Below are 17,359 nucleotides of genomic sequence, written 5' to 3'. Positions count from 1 at the left end.
GTCGACCACCTGACACCGGCGGACACCGCTCGTGCGGCTCGGCACGTCGGAGGAACGGCCGAGGTCTGACGTTTCACGAGTCCAGTGCCCTGACCGGGCGGACTCGAGGTCGATCTATTAGGCCGGCACCTGATGCCGGCCCACGAGAGCGGCTGGGGACGAGCCGGCAGCGGGCACTCGCTCAGCATCGACGAAGACGGTCCAGCCGTTGAAGGCGCACTCAGCGCTGAGAAGGAACCGGACCCACTTCAAGACGTGGGCGATCGACGCTCCACCGCCGCTGTTCGACGCGGAGACCGAGCAGTCTCCCAAAGCAAGGTTGTTGACGGTCACCCGCCGGTCAACGAGCTCACCTGCCAGACGGGCGGCATATTGCTCGATCGGGGCCGTAGTCGCCCTGCCCAAGGGAGCTTGTGCCGCGGAGGCGAAGGTGATGATTCGGCCGCCTGCCTCGATGCGCTTGGCCGTCTCCACCATGAGGAAGAGCGCCGCCTTCGCACTCACGTCCAACTGGAGGTCGAATGCCTCTTCCGTCAGGTCGATCAGGCGACGTCGCTCGTCCACGCCCGCGGTGTGGACCGTGGCATGCAGCGACCCGAAGCGACGTACGGCGGTGTCCAGCAGGCGCTCGATTGAGGGGGCGGAGGCCATGTCCTCGCAGATCGGGAACGCGTCGCCGCCGGCCGCGATACAGGCGTCGACGATGTCTTCCGCGCGCCTGCTCTCGAAGGGCGAGTTGTAGTGCACAACCAGTCGGGCGCCCTCGGTCGCCAGGCGTTGGCAGACCGCAGCGCCAAGGCTGGTGGTCGCTCCCGTCACAACAACCGTTTTCCGATACAGGACGTTCTCTGACATGGCGGGCCTTTCTACGGGTCGCGGGCTAGCTCCCGCCATGCTCGTATCCCGCCAGCGCGTGCGCTTCCGTACGACGACTGGTCCCGCGTCCGGTCAGATTGCGGTCCCTCACGGCATCGCGGGTTGTCCGCCGAACACCAGAGGCTCGTCCTCGACGAGGATCTCTCTCCCGGGTCGCAAGGCGCCCGGATTGAACTCTTCGATGCTCCCTGCTCGTCCGGATCGAACGAATCGGAGGAGCCGCCACCGCTCCTCTTGCCGAATCTCGTCGCCGGTGGCAGCGTCAGATACCGCGCGCGATCCTCGCGCCGTCGGCTCGGAGTATGTGTACTGAATGGTCAGCCGGACGCTTTCAGACCTGGGGCAGCACCTGGTGCAGCGACCTGGTGCAGGACCGGTTGCACGCGGGGATCGACCACCTGCTCATGACGTGATCGAAGCGCTGCGACGTCTCCCCGCGACAAAGAACAGGGCCTGACCAGCGGAAACGCGGTCAGGCCCTGTTGGCTTTCTTGGACGCCCGCGCGCCACTCACCCCTCGATCTCCGGGCGCAGCGTGGCCATCGTCCACATCCGGCGCCGTCTCAGCACGAGCGCGGTCAGTCCGAGGAAGACGGCCATGACCCCGGCGAGCACGACCGCGTCGCGAGCGGCATGGCTCGCCTCTCCCCCGGAGACCGCCACCCGCAGACCGTCGACCAGGTAGGTCATCGGCAGCAGCGGATTGAGCGCCTGGAAGAAGCCGGGGGCCGTCGGCATCGGATAGAGGCCACCGGAGGCGGTGAGCTGGAGGATGAGCAGGACCAGGAGCACGAACGAGGCCGGCGTCCCCAGCAGCACCCGGAAGAACTGCGAGATCGCCACGAAGGCACCGAGCGCCAGCAGGAGCAGACCCCAGAGGAGCAGCGGGTGCTCCGGGTCCAGCCCCAGGCCGAGCTGCGTGATCGTCACCATCACCACCGTGCCGACCGTGCCGACGAGGATCGCCGGCAGCCAGGAGGCGGCGGCGACCGTCAGCGGGGACAGGTTGCGTGCCAGCAGCCGCCGGTTGAGGGGCTGCACGAACAGGTAGGCCGCGAGCCCGAAGACCCACAGCGCGATCCCGAAGAAGAACGGCGCGAATCCGCGTCCGTAGGCTCCCGCAGGATGGAGATTGCTGCGGCTGATGCCGACGGGACTGCCCAGCACCTCCGCCGCCCGGGCGGTGTGGTCGGGGTCGGTCGGTGGGATCTCGGCGCGCGCGGAGTCGACCGTGTCGGCGATCGCCGACGCGCCCTGGTGTGCCTGGCGGGCGGCAGCACGGGTGGTCTGTGCGGCCGCGGCCAGGGAGTCGGTCCCGCGCTCCACGGTGCGCACGCCACTGTCGATGTGCGCGACTCCCGACGAGATGAGCCGGGTCGCGCTGTCGGCACGGGAGAGGTCCTGCTGGAGGGCACCGACCCTGCGCTCGAGACCGCGGGCCTTGCTCAGCGCCTCCGATGACTGGGCAGCGGCCTGCGCCGCTCGGCTGTCGAGCCTCCCGGTACGGGCGTCCGCGGCCTGCGCCACCACCTGCGCGTGCCGGAAGGCGGCACTCTGCGCGATCGCCGGCTCCTGCTCGGCGAGCTGTTGAAGTGCGTCGACGACGGCGCCGGTCTGGCCGTGCACGGCACTCGTGCCCCGCCGTACGTCGCTCACCCCGCTGTCGACCAGCTGCGCCGTGCTCACCAGGCTCGCCGCCGCAGCGGGGAGTGCACCGGAGGTCGCCGAAGCGAGCTCGTGGGAGAGGTCGGCGAGTGTTCCGGCCGCGGTCGCGACCTCGTCCGCCCCGGTGGCGAGGTCGCCCGACGCGGCCGCGAGCGTCCGGGTTCCGGAGCCCATGGCGCCGGCCGCCTTCTCCCCGGTGGCCGTCGCCGCCACCAGCTGGTCGGCACCCTGAGCGGCGGTGTCGAGCTGCTGCTGGGCGCCGGACAGCTCGCCGTAGATCGCGCGCACGTACGCCGTGTGGACGGCGGCGTTGATCTGGTCCTCGAGCTCGGACTGCGTCGCCTCGGCCATGATCCCGGCCACGTAGTTGTTGGCGTCGTTGCCCTCGATGTGGATCGTGCCGCGCGACGGGGCCGTCGTCCGGGCCGAGGCGAGTCGGCTGCTGAAGTCCGCCGGGATGGTGATCGTGAAGTAGTAGTCGCCCTGCTCCAGGCCGCGGCGTGCTTCCGCGCCGTCGACGAAGCGCCAGTCGAACAGCGGCTGAGCCCGCAGCTGGGTCACGACATCGGCGCCGGCGTCGACGCGTTGCCCGTCGTTGGTGTGCGCGAGCCGATCCGCGTTGACCACGGCCACGGGGATCTTGGCGGTGTTGCCGTAGGGGTCCCAGTTCGCCCACAGGTAGGTGGCCGCGTAGAGCGTGGGCAGCAGGACGAGCGCGATCAGCACCAACGGCCGCACCGGTCCCCGGAACCGGCGCAGCTCGACGAGCGCCAGACACACCACGGTGATCGGGCTTCGCAGCGTTCGGCTCATAGCTCTTCCGTCCCGATCTCGTCCTCGGTCTGCCGGTCGCGGGGATCGCGGGGCGCCCGGCCGAGCCCAGAATCGCGGTCCGGGTCGCGACCGGCGGGCTCCACCGCGGCCAACTTCGGCAGCGCCAGCACGCTCAGGTCGGCGCGCGCCGTCCAGGACGGCGCCTCCGAGGCGGACGCGAGCACAGTGATGCCGAGACCACGGACGCGGCGCACGAGCTGCCAGAGCTCGTCATGGAGGCCGCGGGGAGCGCTGGCGTCGAGGTCGTCGACCACGATGACGCTCGGCAGGTCCGCGACGGCGAGCGCGAGCTGGAGGGCCAGCCGTTCGAGTGGCGTGATCTCGTCGGATCGCATGTGGAGCGGCATTCCGGCGGGCGCGAGGAGGTCGAGGGCCGCGTCGAGCGCGCTGACGTCGCCACGCGCCGACATCCGCCACTCGTCGAGGTGGTCGCCCACGGTGAGGTACTCGTCGAGCTCCAGTGCCTGGCCACCGCTCGCCAGCGCGACCCCCTCGCGGACCGCCGCCGCCTCGGCGGGGAGACGGTGCGGCCCCACGGCCGCACCTCCCGTGGCCAGCCGCATCCGACCGGCGAGGGCGAGCAGGAGCGCCGTACGCCCAGACCCGGCCGGGCCCACGACCACCAGCGTCCCTCCGGCCGCGACGTCGAGCGAGACGTTCTCGAAGACCGGACCGCGGGGGCCGCGGACCGAGAGCCCGACGGCGTGCACCGCCCAGCCCGGGGGGACGTGGTCCGCCCGCGGGTGCGTCGGGCTCGGGCTCTCGGTCACCGGGATCCTCCAAGCGCTCGGGGTCGGTTTGTCACGACGGGTCTCATCGCTTCCGTTGTGCGCACGATGACCACGCGGCCGTGGCGCGCGGCATCCACAGTTCCGGGGCCGCGCGGAATCCAGCGGCGGTCCAGCGTGCCCCGACCCGGCGTAGCACGATGATCAGCCCGCCTCGGCCCGCCACTCCTCGACATACTGCTCGCCGACCGCGCGCAGGCTGGCGCCGATCTGGTCGTACTGCTCGTCCTCGAGGTTGGCGATCGAGATCCTGATCGACCACGGCGGTCCGGCGAAGCCACCTCCGTTGAGCGCAACGATGCCGGTCTGCTCGGCCAGTCGGAACAGGATGTCGGTGGGCTCGTAGCGCTGGCGCATCCAGCCGGCGAAGTCGGTGCCGAACTGCTTCTCGGCCCAGAGCAGGAGGTCCAGCTCGATGTAGTAGCCGACGCGGAGCGGGTCTTCGGCGAGGACGACGTCCATCCCGCGAATCAGACGGTCCAGCCGACCACGGATGAGGCCCTGCGCGAGCGACTTGTAGCGGTCCTCGTCGTCGAGCAGGCAGAAGGCCGCAAACAGCAGCATCTGGCATTGCTGCGGCAGCGAGAGTCCCGCGGTGTGGTTCAGCGCCACCGAGCGGCTATCGGCCACGAGGCGATCCACGAACCTGATCTTCTCCGGTTCCAGGGTGAGAGTGCCGTAACGCGCGACGAGAGCCTGCTTGTCGTCGGCCGGGAGCGCCGCCAGTCGCTCGTCGAAGATGTTGTCGCGGCCCACCGCGATGACCCCGAGACGCCACCCGGTGGCGCCGAAGTACTTCGAGAACGAGTAGACGCCGATCGTGTTGCGCGGGACCTCGGCCATGAACGAGCGGAACCCGTCGATGAAGGTGCCGTAGACGTCGTCGGTGATGACCGTCAGTCCGGGGTTGTCGGTGGCCACGATCTGCGCGATCCGTGCCAAGGTCTCATCGGCGATCCGCACCGACGGCGGGTTGCTCGGGTTGACCAGGAACAGCGCCTTGATCGACGGGTCGCGGAGCTTGTCGATCTCGTCGTCGGAGTACTGCCACAGGTGCATCCCGTCCTCGCCGCTCACGGCTGCGTCGAGCAGGAGGGTGTCGAAGGCGTACTCGTCGAGCTGTGGGATCTCCAGGTAGGGCGTGAAGACCGGCGCCATGATCGCGATCCGGTCGCCGCGGTGGATCAGCCGGTTCTTGATGAGGGTGTCGAACACGTAGCACATCGCGGCGGTGCCGCCCTCGACCGCGAACAGGTCCCAGGTGCCGTCGAACCCCTTCGGGCCGCCCATCTCCTGCACCAGGTAGCGGTGCACGATGTGCTCGGTGTGGTGCAGCATCCGGTCCGGTTCGGGGTAGTGGTCGCCGATCACGGAGTCGGCCAGCTCCCACACGAACGCGTCCGGGGTGAAGCCACAGGTCTCCACCCCGTAGGTGAGCAGCCGACCGAGCATGTCGGCGCCCTCCTCGCCGGCATGGCTCTCCAGCCATGCGTTGAAGCGCTCGGCGATGCCTGTCTCGGAGGGGACGCCGGCCAGTGTCTCGTCCCACTCCCGGTTCCGGCGGCACTCCTCGAGTGCGAACCGGCCGAGGGTGAAGAAGGCTGCCCGCGGCGTGGTCGCGACGAAGTTGGGGTTGCCACGCCCGGCGTTGAGCATGTGGAAGGCCGTACGTCGTTCGTGCTCGCCGGCCAGCATGCCGAGCTCGGCCTTGAGCTCGAACGGGCTCAGTGTCTGCAGCCGGGCGATCTGCTCGCGGGTCGGGGGCTCGATGGTCATGACTTCTCTCCTTCGGTCGGATGCACAACGGGTCAGGCAAGGAGCGCGACGATGAGCGTTCCCCAGATCGTCAGCAGGATGTTGCCGACGGCGTAGGGGACGGTGTAGCCGAGTACCGGGACCTGGCTCTTCGCGGCGTCGGTGATCGCGCCGATCGAGGCGGTGGTGGTGTTGGCGCCCGCGATCACACCGAGCAGGATCGGGGTGCGGAACTTGAAGACGTACTTGCCCAAGTAGAGGCAGGTGATCATCGGGAAGAGGGTGACGATCAAGCCGCCGATCAACAGTCCGAGCCCCTCGGACTTGATGCCGTTGACGAAGTCAGGGCCGGCGGTGATTCCGACGATTCCGACGAAGAGGCACAGGCCACCCGTGCTCATCAACCAGTTCGCGGCATCGGGGAACTGGCCGAAGGTGGGCCTCCGTGCGCGGAGGTAGCCGAACAGCAGGCCCAGGATCAGGGCGCCACCCGAAGTCGTCAGACCGATGTCGGCGCCGGCGATCGCGACGGTCGGGACGCCGATCAGGCAGCCCAGGGCGATGCCGACGCCGATGTACGAGAGATCGGTGACACTCGAGGTGTGGGTCGCGTACCCCAGGTGCTCGGCGGCTTGGTCGACGTACTCCTTCGCGCCCTGGACGACGATCTCGTCACCTGCCTGGATGACCGTCGTCGTCGACCACGGCACCTCGACGGCCGCGCGGACGAGCTTGTCGACGAAGACCCGCTGGCCGAACCTCTCGAGCACCTCGCCCAGGGGTCGACCGGTGAGCTCCCGGTTGGTCACCACGATGGGCAGCGTCTCGACCTCGAAGCCCAGCAGCTCAGGGTCGTCGACCTCGGTCGCGAACGCCTCCGGTCCCTCCGAGACCAGGTCGTGGCGACGGGTGCTGATAGCCACCACGTCGCCCTCCTGCAGCACCGTGTCGGGCGTGACCGTGACAACGTCACCGCCGCGCCGGACCCGGTGCACGATGATCGGGTGCCCGTCGTCGCGGGTGCGTTGCTCTGCCTTGCCGATCGTCTCGCCGACGAGGCGCGACGACTTGAGCCGGTAGGTGCGCCGCACCACCGAGTAGTAGGCCAGCTCGATGTCCGACTCGGTGCGGGTGCCGAGTTCGCGCTCCATGTCGTGCGACTCCGCCGCCAGGTCCTTCGTGCCGACCAGGCGCGGGGCGATGACCGAGAGGAAGTACGCCGCGGCGGCGGTGCCGAAGAGGTAGCACACCGAGTAGCCCACGGCGATCTGCGACTCGTAGGTCTTCGCCTGCTCGGCGCTGACCCCAGGAAGGTTCTCGATCGCCGAGCCGGCCACGCCGATCACCGCCGACTGGGTCAGGCCGCCGGCCAGGAGCCCTGAACCCCAGCCGACGCCGTAGCCCAGCACGCGGGCCACGACGTAGGCGCCGATCAGCCCCAGCACACAGGAGATCACCCCGAGCACGAGCTGCCGCACCCCGTCGGACTTCAGGCCCGCGAAGAACTGGGGGCCGACGTTGTAGCCCAGCGCGAACAGGAAGGCGACGAAGGCGACCGTCTTGACCAGCGGGTCGATGCTGATGTCGATCTGTCCGATGAGTACGCCGGCGAGCAGGGTCCCGGTCACCGAGCCGAGCGCGATCGTCTTGACGTGCAGCCGGCCCACGTAGAAGCCGAGCCCGAGTGTCAGGAAGATCGCGATCTCCTGGTGCTCCTGCAACGTGTCCTTGAACCAGTCCCACATGTCCACTCCCGTGCCGCGTCGTGTCGTCGTCTCGCGATGGCTGGCGCTGCTGGGATGCCGCACTCGGCAGCGCGCGATCGTGGGTCAGCCCGATCCGAACCTCGTTCTCCTCCTCTGCACCGCACGAGAAGGAGTGGTCGACGGCGACCACGGCCGGTGGAGCTCCGCAGGGACGCGGGGCTGGTCGTGCCGCCCCGCGCCCACGGACCTGGCCTGCTCAACGTGACGATCGTCCACAGCCGGCAGTCCACCGGCGCCGTCGTCCTGCGCCATCACCCACCACGGGGGAGGCCGACACCGGCGCCTCACCCTCCGTGCCCGTCACGACGTGCGGGCGGACCTCCTGCCCGCGTCTCTCCCCGCGCCGGCCTGTGGCGCGACACTCGCAGGACGCCGCCGCGGGCCGCGCCCGCCTGAGTCGGCGAGTGAGGCCAGCGCCGCAAGCTCCTCGGCGCTCTCGCTGTGCTGGTCGCCGTCGTCGGCAAGCTCTCGCTGGCCAAGCCGGAGGTCTGCGCTGCAGGTCGTGGAGGGCACGGGGGGTGGGGCGCTGTGTCGGTCTCCCCCGTGGTGGGTGATGGCGCAGGACGACGGCGCCGGTGGACTGGGGCTGTGGACGATCGTCACGTTGAGCAGGCCAGGTCCGTGGGCGCGGGGCGGCACGACCAGCCACGCGTCCCTGCGGAGCTCCACCAGCCGTGGCCGCCGTCGACAACTCTCGTGCAGTGCAGAGGAGGAGAACGCTCGTGACTGGGGCGACGCTGGTGACCGATGGCCTGGGCGTCCGCGCAGGTCGAGGATGGTTGTTCGACGGCCTGTCGCTCTCGGTGGCTCCGGGAGAGATCGTGCGAGTGGTCGCTCCGCCCGGTCCGGGTCGCACCGCGTGTGCCCTGGCTCTGGCCGGACACGTGCCCGCGGACGCGGGCACACGCGAGCTGGGAGGCGGCAGGGTCCACGGACCAGACCCACGAATCCGTATCGGCTGGGTGCCGGGCCGGCGGCGCTTCAACCGTCGCAAGACCGTCGGCGACGTCTTGCAGAGCGCGGGACTACTCCGTAACGGCGAAGCCACGAAGTCAGATTTGGCCGTGCTGAGCCTCGGCTCTCATGCCCGGTACCGGGTCAGCGGGCAACCTCCCTTGATGCAGGCCCTTCTCGGCGCCGTCGCAGCCGCTGCGTTCGATACCCGCGTCCTCGTCCTGGAGCTTCCGCCCGGCCTGCTCGAGCACCAAGCCGCGGCCGACGCGGTCGTGACGTCCTTCTCACGGCGCGGGATCGGGGTCGTCGCCGCCACCACCCAGCACCTCACCGGGGCGGCGCAGGTCGTGCTCAGATCGGCGGACGCCCACGCGGCGTGACCGACGTGCTCTACACCAGACCATGGTCGCGGGCGATCGACAACGCCTTGCCGCGTCGGTCCGCGCCGAGCTTGCGGTAGATCGATGCCACGTGCGTCTTGACGGTGTTCTCAGTGACGTAGAGCGCCTGGGAGATGTCGGCGTAGGAACCACCGAGCGCGAGCTGGCCCAGCACGTCGAGCTCTCGCGGGGTGAGCGTCACCAGCACGCCGGTGTCGGCATCCTTGAAGACTGCGCCGCGTCCGGTGGCGTCCACGGGTGCCCCGATCTCGCCGAACTGCCGGTCTTTCTCTGACAGCGCGTCGAGCACGGTCTGCGCCCACGGGTGCCCTCCGTCGCGGGTGGCCTCGTCGCGCAGGACGCGCAGGAACCGCGCTCGGGCAATCAGGCAGACGGTCAGCAGGTGGAGCATGCGTTGCGGCGCCGCCCGCGCGAGCAGGTCCGGGACGAGGGCATGGGCACGGTCCAGATCGCCGGACCGCAGGCAGAGGGCGACACGCAACGCGCGGGCTCCCACAGCGACGGTCTCCTCCGTCGGCTCGCCATCGATCAGCAGGTCGAGCATCTCGACTGCTGCTCCCGGTTCACCGCCCACTCCGACCTGAAACGCTTCGAGGATCTGCGCCTCCGAGTGCAGGCCGAGAGCTCGAAAGTCCTTGATCTGCAGCCGCAGCGCTTCCGCGTCGCCGGCCATCATGGCGGTTTGGCCGCGAACCACCCCGAACAGTCGTCGAAGGAACAGCGGTATCGGCTCCGGGATCTCGAGACGCCCGGTCAAGACCCGGTGCGCCGCGTCGAGACGGCCGTCCTCTGCCAGGAGCCGCGCCCTCAGGAGGGCAGCCATGACGACCAGCAGCGGGTCGGCCATCGCCGCTGGAGCCGCTTCGACGCGGGCGAGGTGGTCCGACGCCGAGCGCATCTGCAGCTCGTGGAACGCCGCCCACCCCAGGGCCAGGTGGGCACGGCCTACGTACGGGTCCCCGCTCACGCCGGCGGTGGCCGCTTCGGCGAGCGCCTCCCGGGCCGTTTCGGCCGCGGTCTGGAATGACCCGCCGATGGTTTCCAGCATGGCGCGGTGTGCGAGGGCGGCGGCGATGAGCCGGTGGTGCCGGAGCGATCGAGCCGCGACCAGGCCATCGCGTACGTGGATCTCCGCCCCGGACAGGTCGCCGGTCCACGCTTGCGCGGCCGCCAGCTCGACCATGAGCCATGCCGACCGCACCAACGACAGGCCCTGCAGGACGTGGTGGCTCTCGGCGCCGTGGTGGCACCCCAAGATGTCCGTGGCCGTCCGGATCGCCGCGCGTACATCCGTCCAGCCGTAGCGGCCCTGCCACACTCCGAGAAGGGCAAGGTCGGCCCGCAGGGCGGGATCTGCGTCGACTCCGACCGCGCTGGCCGCGGCACGTGCGGCGGTGCGAGCGGCACCGTTGACGTCCCCGTTCGCCCGCCGCAGCAACGCGTCGATGGCAAGGACGTGCGGCTGTTCGCACACAGTGGTAGGAAGCGCGACGAATGCCTCGCTGACCTCATCGGTCCGGGCCGCGCACAGCAGGCTGGGCCCGTACTCGGTCAGCATGTCGACGACCAGTGCCGGCTCACCGCTCAGACGGGCGTGGCGCAGCGCAGGGGCAGCGTCGTTGCGTGCGGCGTATCCGCGGGCCGCGCGCGCGTGCGCGGCCACGACCACGTCGACGTGCGCGCCGCCCGGCGCGGTCCAACGGCGCATCAGCTCCCGCAGCAGAGGGTGAACGCGCCATGCCGGGCCGTCAGCCACGACGGTGGACCCGACCAGCGTCCCCGACGCCGCGAGCTCGGCGAGGTGTGCGGAGGCTTCGAGGTCTCCCGTGAGGAGGGCCGCTGCCTCGGGGCCGATGTCCGACTCCTGACAGGTGGCGAGGAGCGTGTGCCGGACCGCCGGTGGCAGCGCGTCCCAGTCGTCGGCGAGGAGATGCTCGAGGAAGTCTGTTCCCAACTGCATGGCGGTATGGGTGGCACCACCGCGGCCGGCGGCCTCGGCGCGGGCGCTCATCACCAGCGGCCCCGCCCATCCGCGCGCCAGTTCGTCGAGTCGGTACACCGCGTCGGGCGCCAGGTCCGGTGCGATCAGCCCGATGAGCTCGGCTGTCTCTCGGTGATCGAACGCGAGCTCGGCGTGTGTCAGGTGCTGCGCAGAACCGTGGAGACGCAGTACGACGAGCGGCAGTCCGATCCGTTGCCGAGTCATGACCACGAGCCTCATCGAGCCAGGAGCCTCCTCGAGGAGATCGCTCAGGAGGTCGACGCTGACCTGCGGCAGCAGGTGCGCGTCGTCGACGACCAGCACGTGGTGGGGAGAGGGTCGGGCCGAGAGAGACCCGACGAGCTGCGCTGGCGACGAGCCGTGATCCACCGAGTGGGTGCCGTCCTCAGCTGCCGCGCGCAGGCACGCGGGAAGCGCCTCGTGGTGGGAGCGCGTGAGCCAGTGCACCACGAGCTCTGGGTCCAGGGTGGCGGCACGGTGCTCCCAGGCGCGAACAAGCGTGGTCTTGCCGGTGCTTGCGGGAGCCTGCATGAGCGTGACCGACGTACTCGTCACCTCGTCAAGCAGTCGGTCGAGTCGTGGCCGAGCGAGGTACGGCGTGGGGAGCGCCGGCCGCGAGCGGAGACAGCCGCAGCCCCGTTCAGTGCTGACCATGTCGCCTCCCGATGCCGACAATGGGGTGACGCCAGTGTGCCCAACGTCACCACCCACGGGCCACCGGCGACACGCAGCTGCACGGACGCCCGACGCCGGCACGTCTCAGGCTAGATCGTTCCCTGACGCGACGTCCGCGGCCGTACGGGCCTGCGTGCCGGGTCTCATCACCGCTGACGCGCCGTAGTTTGCGGTGCTGACAGAGGGAGCCGGCTGCCCGGATCGGGTCCGGGCACCGGAGACCCGGCCCGCGGCGTGACGTCCCCGCAGGCGCCCTGAAACCGTCGGCGGCACTGCGTTCGCCCTCAGAGAACCCAGGAACAGGTCACGGTCGATGGCGCGTTGGGTCGACGTGTCGACCGACCCTGCCGAGTCCGGGGCGCTGGACGCCTACTCGGCCATCGTCACCACCGTGGCGGCCCAGCTCACGCCACGGGTAGCCGCCCTGCACATCCGCTCGCGCCGCGGCGAGTCCGCCGGGTCCGGCGTGGTGCTCACCGGCGAGGGCCATCTGCTCACCAACGCGCACGTGGTCGGCGAGGCCGACGGGGGCACCGCCGAGTTCGCCGACGGCACCGTCGCGCGCTTCGAGGTCATCGGGCGGGACCCGCTCTCCGACCTCGCCGTCGTCCGGGCCGACCGACCGGTGCCGAGCCCGCCGGAGTACGGCGACGCCGACCAGCTCCTGGTGGGCTCGCTCGTCGTCGCGGTCGGCAACCCGCTCGGGCTGGCCGGCACCGTCACGGCCGGGGTCGTCAGCGCGCTCGGACGCAGCATGCCGGCCCGCTCGCGCACTGCCGCGCGACTCATCGAGGACGTCATCCAGACCGACGCGGCGCTGAACCCGGGCAACTCCGGCGGCGCCTTGGCGGACAGCCGCGGGAAGGTTGTCGGGATCAGCACCGCAGTGGCCGGCGTCGGCCTCGGCCTGGCCGTACCGATCAACGCCACCACCCACCGGATCATCCACGCGCTCGTCCACGACGGCCGTGTACGCCGCGCCTACCTCGGCCTCGTCAGCACTCCCGCACCGCTGACCCCGGCACAGGCCGACCGGTTGGGGCAGCGGCATGCGCTCCGGGTCGTCGAGGTAGTCGAGCACAGCCCGGCGGCCCGCTGCGGCCTGCATGCCGGAGACCTCGTGCTCGCCGTCGACGGCGTGCCCCTCGGCGATGCTCAGTCGCTGCAGAAGCGGCTCTTCTCCGACGCCATCGGACGGCGACTGGAGATCACCGTGCTGCGCAACGGCGCGCTCGTCGACGCCGTCGCCTACCCGAGCGAACTCTCCGACTGACCGTCGACGCGACTGCGGCGGTACCGATCCGCGCCAGCCGGGGCTCGGTGACGGTCGGCATCGACCGGGGTTGCGGCGTCGGAGAGCACGTCCGCGAGCCCCCATCGCCGCCTCGCTATCGACTCGACTCAGCGGCTTGCTTCGCGATGGATGCGCGTTCGAGGAGAACGACGGCGAGGTCGTCGCGCATCGCGCCGTGCGGGACGTGGGAACGCACCTGGAGGAGCAGGTCGTCGAGAACGGTCTCCAGGTCGCCGGCCTGGAGTTGGGGCGCCAGGTCGAGCAGGGGCAGGAAGCTGCGTGTCGCGTCACGAGCCTCGCTGAGCCCGTCGGTGTAGAGCAGCAAGCGGTCTCCGGGCTGCCACGTGAAGGTGCTCGATTGCGGACGGGGACTGTCGGCGAACAACCGACTCAGGCCGAGAGGCATCGAGGGTTGTGACTCCAGGAAGGTGGCACTCCTGTCCCGGCGTACGAGCAGCGGGGGTGGGTGTCCGCAGCTGACGAGGGTGATCGTCCCCGGCGTGGTCAGATCGATCAGCAACACCGTCACGAACTCGCCCTCCGGCAGGAACTGGCTCATGTAGGCGTCCATGTCTTTCGCGACCTCAGTGAGGGGCTGGTTGAGCGCTGCGCTCTGCCGGAAGGCCCGGATGGTGCGCGCGGCCTGTTCGACGGCCGGGAGGCCGCTGCCGCGCACGTCCCCGACGATGAAGCGAGTGTGCATGGGAGTGAAGGAGTAGTCGTAGAGGTCGCCGCCGACCACGGCGTCCTGCGCCGCCGAGAGGTAGCGGGTGGCGGTGGCCAAGGTGTCGACGCGGGTCGGGATCGTCGGCAGGATGACGCGTTGGGCGGTCTCGGCGATCGCGACGATGCGCTGGGTGTGCTGCTCGCGCCGTACTCGGATGGCGGCGATCCAGACGGCGGCCAGGCTGACCACGACGACGTCGAGGAGCCGAATCCACTGTTGCGCCGTACTCCAGGTCGAGTTCCCGATACCCGACGCGACCAGGAGGGCAACTGCGGCCGCGCCGAACGCGGCGGTGGTGCGCGGACTGAGGACCGAGCATGCGATGAGTGGTGAAAGCGCGAACAGGGGATCCGGGACCACGTGGGGCGGGAGGACCACGTCTGCGACTGCCACCAGAGCCAGCCAGAGAACGGCCGAGGCCATCACCGTTCGCGATGCAGGAACTCGAGTCCCGTGTGCGTCCATCCCTATGCCCGTCGTCTCGAGTAACGCCGCGGCTGATCGTAGGCACCCTGCAGCCGCGCGAGCCAGGTTTGCTCCGATTTTGCCTGCGAAGTACCGAGGACGAGGTGGCGATGTCGCCGGGGGACCGTGCGCGCTCAGGTCGAGCGCCATCTCACCGCTGACCCATGGGGGCACCCGAGCGGATTTGCCGACATGAGTGCGCTCAGGGGTACAGCGTTCAGGGGCTTGTTCCGATCACGGGGAGACGGGCGGCCGCGTAGGACCTCTGAGTGGAAGTGTCTCGCTGTAGACGACGTTGGTCGTCGTGCTACCCAGAGCGGCGAGCTGGTCGACGACCCGCTCGAGGTGCGGCATGGACGTTGCCACGACCTTCAGGGTGTAGCAGTCCTCTCCGGTGGTGCGAACGCATTCGAGGATCTCGCGGCACTCGGCGAGGATCTGGTGCAACCGATCATGACGACTGCCCGGGTATTTCAACCGCACGATGGCAAGGACCGGATAGCCGACCGCAGCCGGGTCGATCACCACCCGATAGCCGGTGATGACGCCGCCTGACTCAAGCCGGCGGAGCCGCTCGGCGGTGGCCGAGGATCCGAGGTTCACCCGCCTGGCGAGCTCGCTGACCGAGATCCGGGCGTCTGTCTGCAACTCCGCGATGATCGCCCAATCGACACCATCCAAGTTCGCGGTCACTGCGTCAGATTACCGTGGATCTCCCGGCGCATCTCGCCCGATGCCGCGAATCGGACCTTCTCGGCAACGGGCCCGAACCCTAGGCTCTCAGGGTGCTGATCGGTGTCAATGCGCCCCATTTCGGGCCCGGCGGCGATCCCGGGCTCCTACGCGACTGGGCTCGACTGGTCGAGGATCTCGGGTTCGACTCCCTGATGGTCTCCGATCACGTGGTTGTCACCGACGACTTCGCAGACCGCTACCCCGAGCCGTTCTACGATCCGCTCACCACGATCGCTTGGCTCTCCGGACTCACCGAGAGGATCCGACTCGGGACGAGCGTCCTCATCCTGCCGTACCGCAGCGCCCTGCTCGTCGCGCGGATGACCGCCAACCTGCGCGAGATCAGTGGCGACCGATTCGTGCTCGGTGTCGGTGTCGGCTGGTCCGAGCCGGAGTTCGACGCCCTGGGGATCTCGTTCGGCGACCGTGCCGCCCTGACCGATCGCGCGCTCAGCACGATCCAGGAGACGTGGACGCAGCTGCTGGGTGGTGACCGAAGCGCGATCCCCGTCTGGGTCGGCGGAAATGGAGCGCGCGCACTCCGGCGCTGCCAGAGGTTCGGGGCGGCTTGGCACCCGCTGCGCGCGTCGCTGGGCGAACTCGCCGCAGCACACCGAATGAGCGGCATCGCCGAGGTGAACCCCCGGATCAGTCTGCAGGTGTCGGAGACTCCGCTGCACGAGGAGCACCGGGGGCTCGGGATCGGGAGCATCGAGCAGATCATCGAGGACCTGGACCGGCTGCGACGCCTCGGCGCCGGGACGGTGATCCTGGATCCGTACACGGGCAATCCGGAGGATCTCCACCACCCTGAGCACGCGTGGCGAGCGCTGACCGCAATCGCTACCCAGTGGAAGGAGCGCAACCTTGCGCACATCTGACGAGACCTTGTTGCGCCGTGCGATCGCGATCGCGGACGCCGCGGTCACCTCGGGCGACGCCCCCTACGGCTCGCTGCTGGCCGACCAGCACGGCACGATCCTCGTCGAGGCCCACAACACCGTGCGACGTGACGAGGACATCACGGCCCACCCTGAGCTCAAGCTCGCGCGGTGGGCGGCGCGAGAGCTCGAGCCGGAGGTCGCGGCGCGCACGACGATGTACACCAGCTGCCAGCCGTGCGCCATGTGCACCGGAGCCGTCGTGCGCTCCGGTCTCGGCCGAGTGGTCTACGCTCTCGCGACCGAGCAGCTCATCGCGATCAACCCGGGCTCTTCGTGGCGGGACGTCCCACAGGTCGGGCCCGCTCTCCTCGACGAGGCCAGCGCTCCCATCCGCCGGTACTACGCCACCTGACACCCGGCGAGCGACACGGACCGTGGTTGCCGGCCGGTCCCGAGCGGCACCGCCCGATCCGCAGACCGGTTACCCGAGAAGACCACCTCGTCCGCAACCGCAGATCGGGCCGAGGCTCCACCCCACGAACTGACATCACCCGACTCGGGGGAACCCTCTCCGAGGTGTCGCCGCGGAGCCTGGGGCCGAACCCGTGTCCTCACACCTGGAGCCAGCCATGCCCCAGAAGAACCCCTCGCGCCGCCGCCCGTCCCTTCGCGGTCTCGCCACCGCACTCGTTGCGGTGGCGGCACTCCTCACACCGCTGTCCGCCACCAATGCTCAGACCTCCGCGCCGGCGACCACTGACCGTCACGGCGAGAGCTCATCTCACGGCGCCAAGCCCACCATCGTGCTCGTGCACGGCGCTTGGGCCGACTCCTCCGGCTGGTCCGGTGTGATCACCCGGCTCCAGCGCCGCGGATTCACCGTGCTCGCGGTGGCGAACCCACTGCGCGGACTCTCCGCGGACAGCGCCTACGTGCGTGCCTTCCTCGAGACCGTCCCTGGGCCGATCGTGCTGGTCGGGCACTCCTACGGCGGCGCCGTCATCACCAACGCCGCGACCGGGAACGAGAACGTCAGGGCGTTGGTCTACGTCGACGCCTTCGCCCCCGACAAGGGCGAGACCGTCAACAGCCTGGTCGGTGCCGGCTCGGCGCTCGCCGGCGACCCCGCGACGCTCTTCGACGTCCGCCCCTATCCCGGTGCGCCGACCGGCGACGCGGACGTCTACCTCAAGCCCTCGGTCGTGACCGACTTCTTCGCCCAGGACCTCCCCCGCCGTGAGGCGCTGGTGCTGGCCGCCACGCAGCGCCCGCTCACCCTCGCGGCGGGCACCGAACCGTCCGGCGAGCCCGCGTGGAAGACGATCCCCTCCTGGTACCTCCTCGGCACACGGGACAGGATCATCACGCCCGCCTCACAGCTGTTCATGGCGGAGCGTGCCGGCGCGGACATCACTCGGGTGCGCGCATCACACGTCTCGATGATCTCGCACCCCGAAGCCGTCGTGCGGCTGATCAGGGTCGCAACCCGCGCTACGCGCTGAGCCGTCATGGTCAGGTCGGACGGCAGGTGCGCGTCA

General features: G+C 70.0%; 13 protein-coding genes. 5 read left to right on the top strand and 8 right to left on the bottom strand.

Annotated features, from left to right (window positions below; all coding sequences use genetic code 11):
• Window positions 1-117 precede the first annotated feature (117 nt).
• From QDS12_RS13900 to aspT, 5 genes are all read right to left on the bottom strand, one after another.
• Entirely contained in the window at window positions 118-855 is a 738-nt protein-coding gene (locus QDS12_RS13900; RefSeq protein ID WP_279879697.1) for an SDR family NAD(P)-dependent oxidoreductase, read from the bottom strand.
• 531 nt (window positions 856-1,386) lie between these two features.
• Window positions 1,387-3,354 (bottom strand): YhgE/Pip family protein, encoded by a 1,968-nt coding sequence (locus QDS12_RS13895; protein WP_279879695.1) that lies wholly within the window; start codon window positions 3,352-3,354, stop codon window positions 1,387-1,389.
• Window positions 3,351-4,145: an ABC transporter ATP-binding protein gene (locus QDS12_RS13890; RefSeq protein WP_279879692.1), complete on the bottom strand. Its 795-nt coding sequence runs from the start codon at window positions 4,143-4,145 to the stop codon at window positions 3,351-3,353. The genes QDS12_RS13895 and QDS12_RS13890 overlap by 4 nt, the downstream gene beginning before the upstream one ends.
• Window positions 4,146-4,307: 162 nt before the next feature.
• A complete protein-coding gene (locus tag QDS12_RS13885) occupies window positions 4,308-5,939 on the bottom strand; it encodes a bifunctional aspartate transaminase/aspartate 4-decarboxylase (RefSeq protein ID WP_279879689.1) in 1,632 nt (543 codons plus the stop codon).
• A 32-nt stretch (window positions 5,940-5,971) separates the two neighbouring features.
• The gene (aspT, locus tag QDS12_RS13880) at window positions 5,972-7,663 is read right to left on the bottom strand and encodes an aspartate-alanine antiporter (RefSeq protein ID WP_279879687.1); all 1,692 of its coding nucleotides are present in this window, start codon (window positions 7,661-7,663) and stop codon (window positions 5,972-5,974) included.
• 1,139 nt (window positions 7,664-8,802) lie between these two features.
• Between aspT and QDS12_RS13875 the strand changes: the two genes are divergently transcribed.
• Window positions 8,803-9,018 carry a hypothetical protein gene (locus tag QDS12_RS13875; protein ID WP_279879685.1) on the top strand — a complete coding sequence of 72 codons (216 nt, stop codon included), beginning with the start codon at window positions 8,803-8,805 and terminating at the stop codon, window positions 9,016-9,018.
• A 10-nt stretch (window positions 9,019-9,028) separates the two neighbouring features.
• On the opposite strand, the gene QDS12_RS13870 is transcribed toward QDS12_RS13875, so the two are convergent.
• On the bottom strand, window positions 9,029-11,572 hold the full coding sequence (locus QDS12_RS13870) for a LuxR C-terminal-related transcriptional regulator (protein ID WP_279879683.1): 2,544 nt from the start codon (window positions 11,570-11,572) through the stop codon (window positions 9,029-9,031).
• A 457-nt stretch (window positions 11,573-12,029) separates the two neighbouring features.
• Here QDS12_RS13870 and QDS12_RS13865 point away from each other — a divergent pair, with 457 nt between their 5' ends.
• Window positions 12,030-12,989, top strand: a complete 960-nt coding sequence (locus QDS12_RS13865; RefSeq protein ID WP_279879680.1) for a trypsin-like peptidase domain-containing protein — start codon at window positions 12,030-12,032, stop codon at window positions 12,987-12,989.
• 115 nt (window positions 12,990-13,104) lie between these two features.
• Here QDS12_RS13865 and QDS12_RS13860 read toward each other — a convergent pair whose 3' ends face one another.
• Entirely contained in the window at window positions 13,105-14,352 is a 1,248-nt protein-coding gene (locus QDS12_RS13860; RefSeq protein ID WP_279879678.1) for a PP2C family protein-serine/threonine phosphatase, read from the bottom strand.
• 84 nt (window positions 14,353-14,436) lie between these two features.
• Window positions 14,437-14,895, bottom strand: coding sequence for an Lrp/AsnC family transcriptional regulator (locus QDS12_RS13855; protein WP_279879676.1), 459 nt, complete (start codon window positions 14,893-14,895; stop codon window positions 14,437-14,439).
• Window positions 14,896-14,987: 92 nt separating this feature from the next.
• On the opposite strand from QDS12_RS13855, the gene QDS12_RS13850 reads away from it, so the two are divergent.
• From QDS12_RS13850 to QDS12_RS13840, 3 genes are all read left to right on the top strand, one after another.
• Window positions 14,988-15,818, top strand: coding sequence for an LLM class flavin-dependent oxidoreductase (locus QDS12_RS13850; RefSeq protein WP_279879674.1), 831 nt, complete (start codon window positions 14,988-14,990; stop codon window positions 15,816-15,818).
• The gene (locus QDS12_RS13845) at window positions 15,805-16,233 is read left to right on the top strand and encodes a nucleoside deaminase (protein ID WP_279879672.1); all 429 of its coding nucleotides are present in this window, start codon (window positions 15,805-15,807) and stop codon (window positions 16,231-16,233) included. Before QDS12_RS13850 ends, QDS12_RS13845 begins: the two co-directional genes overlap by 14 nt.
• A 217-nt stretch (window positions 16,234-16,450) precedes the next feature.
• Window positions 16,451-17,323, top strand: a complete 873-nt coding sequence (locus QDS12_RS13840) for an alpha/beta hydrolase (protein ID WP_279879670.1) — start codon at window positions 16,451-16,453, stop codon at window positions 17,321-17,323.
• Window positions 17,324-17,359: the final 36 nt, after the last annotated feature.

This window comes from Nocardioides sp. CER19 (genome assembly GCF_029846275.1).
GTDB lineage: Bacteria > Actinomycetota > Actinomycetes > Propionibacteriales > Nocardioidaceae > Nocardioides.
This window is presented reverse-complemented; position numbering and strand designations above follow the sequence as displayed.

Coding starts and splice junctions, on each gene's coding strand:
- QDS12_RS13900 (WP_279879697.1), bottom strand. CDS start 855: ATGTCAGAGAACGTCCTGTATCGGAAAACGGTTGTTGTGACGGGAGCG.
- QDS12_RS13895 (WP_279879695.1), bottom strand. CDS start 3,354: ATGAGCCGAACGCTGCGAAGCCCGATCACCGTGGTGTGTCTGGCGCTC.
- QDS12_RS13885 (WP_279879689.1), bottom strand. CDS start 5,939: ATGACCATCGAGCCCCCGACCCGCGAGCAGATCGCCCGGCTGCAGACA.
- aspT (WP_279879687.1), bottom strand. CDS start 7,663: ATGTGGGACTGGTTCAAGGACACGTTGCAGGAGCACCAGGAGATCGCG.
- QDS12_RS13875 (WP_279879685.1), top strand. CDS start 8,803: ATGCAGGCCCTTCTCGGCGCCGTCGCAGCCGCTGCGTTCGATACCCGC.
- QDS12_RS13870 (WP_279879683.1), bottom strand. CDS start 11,572: ATGCAGGCTCCCGCAAGCACCGGCAAGACCACGCTTGTTCGCGCCTGG.
- QDS12_RS13865 (WP_279879680.1), top strand. CDS start 12,030: ATGGCGCGTTGGGTCGACGTGTCGACCGACCCTGCCGAGTCCGGGGCG.
- QDS12_RS13860 (WP_279879678.1), bottom strand. CDS start 14,352: ATGGCGCTCGACCTGAGCGCGCACGGTCCCCCGGCGACATCGCCACCT.
- QDS12_RS13840 (WP_279879670.1), top strand. CDS start 16,451: ATGCCCCAGAAGAACCCCTCGCGCCGCCGCCCGTCCCTTCGCGGTCTC.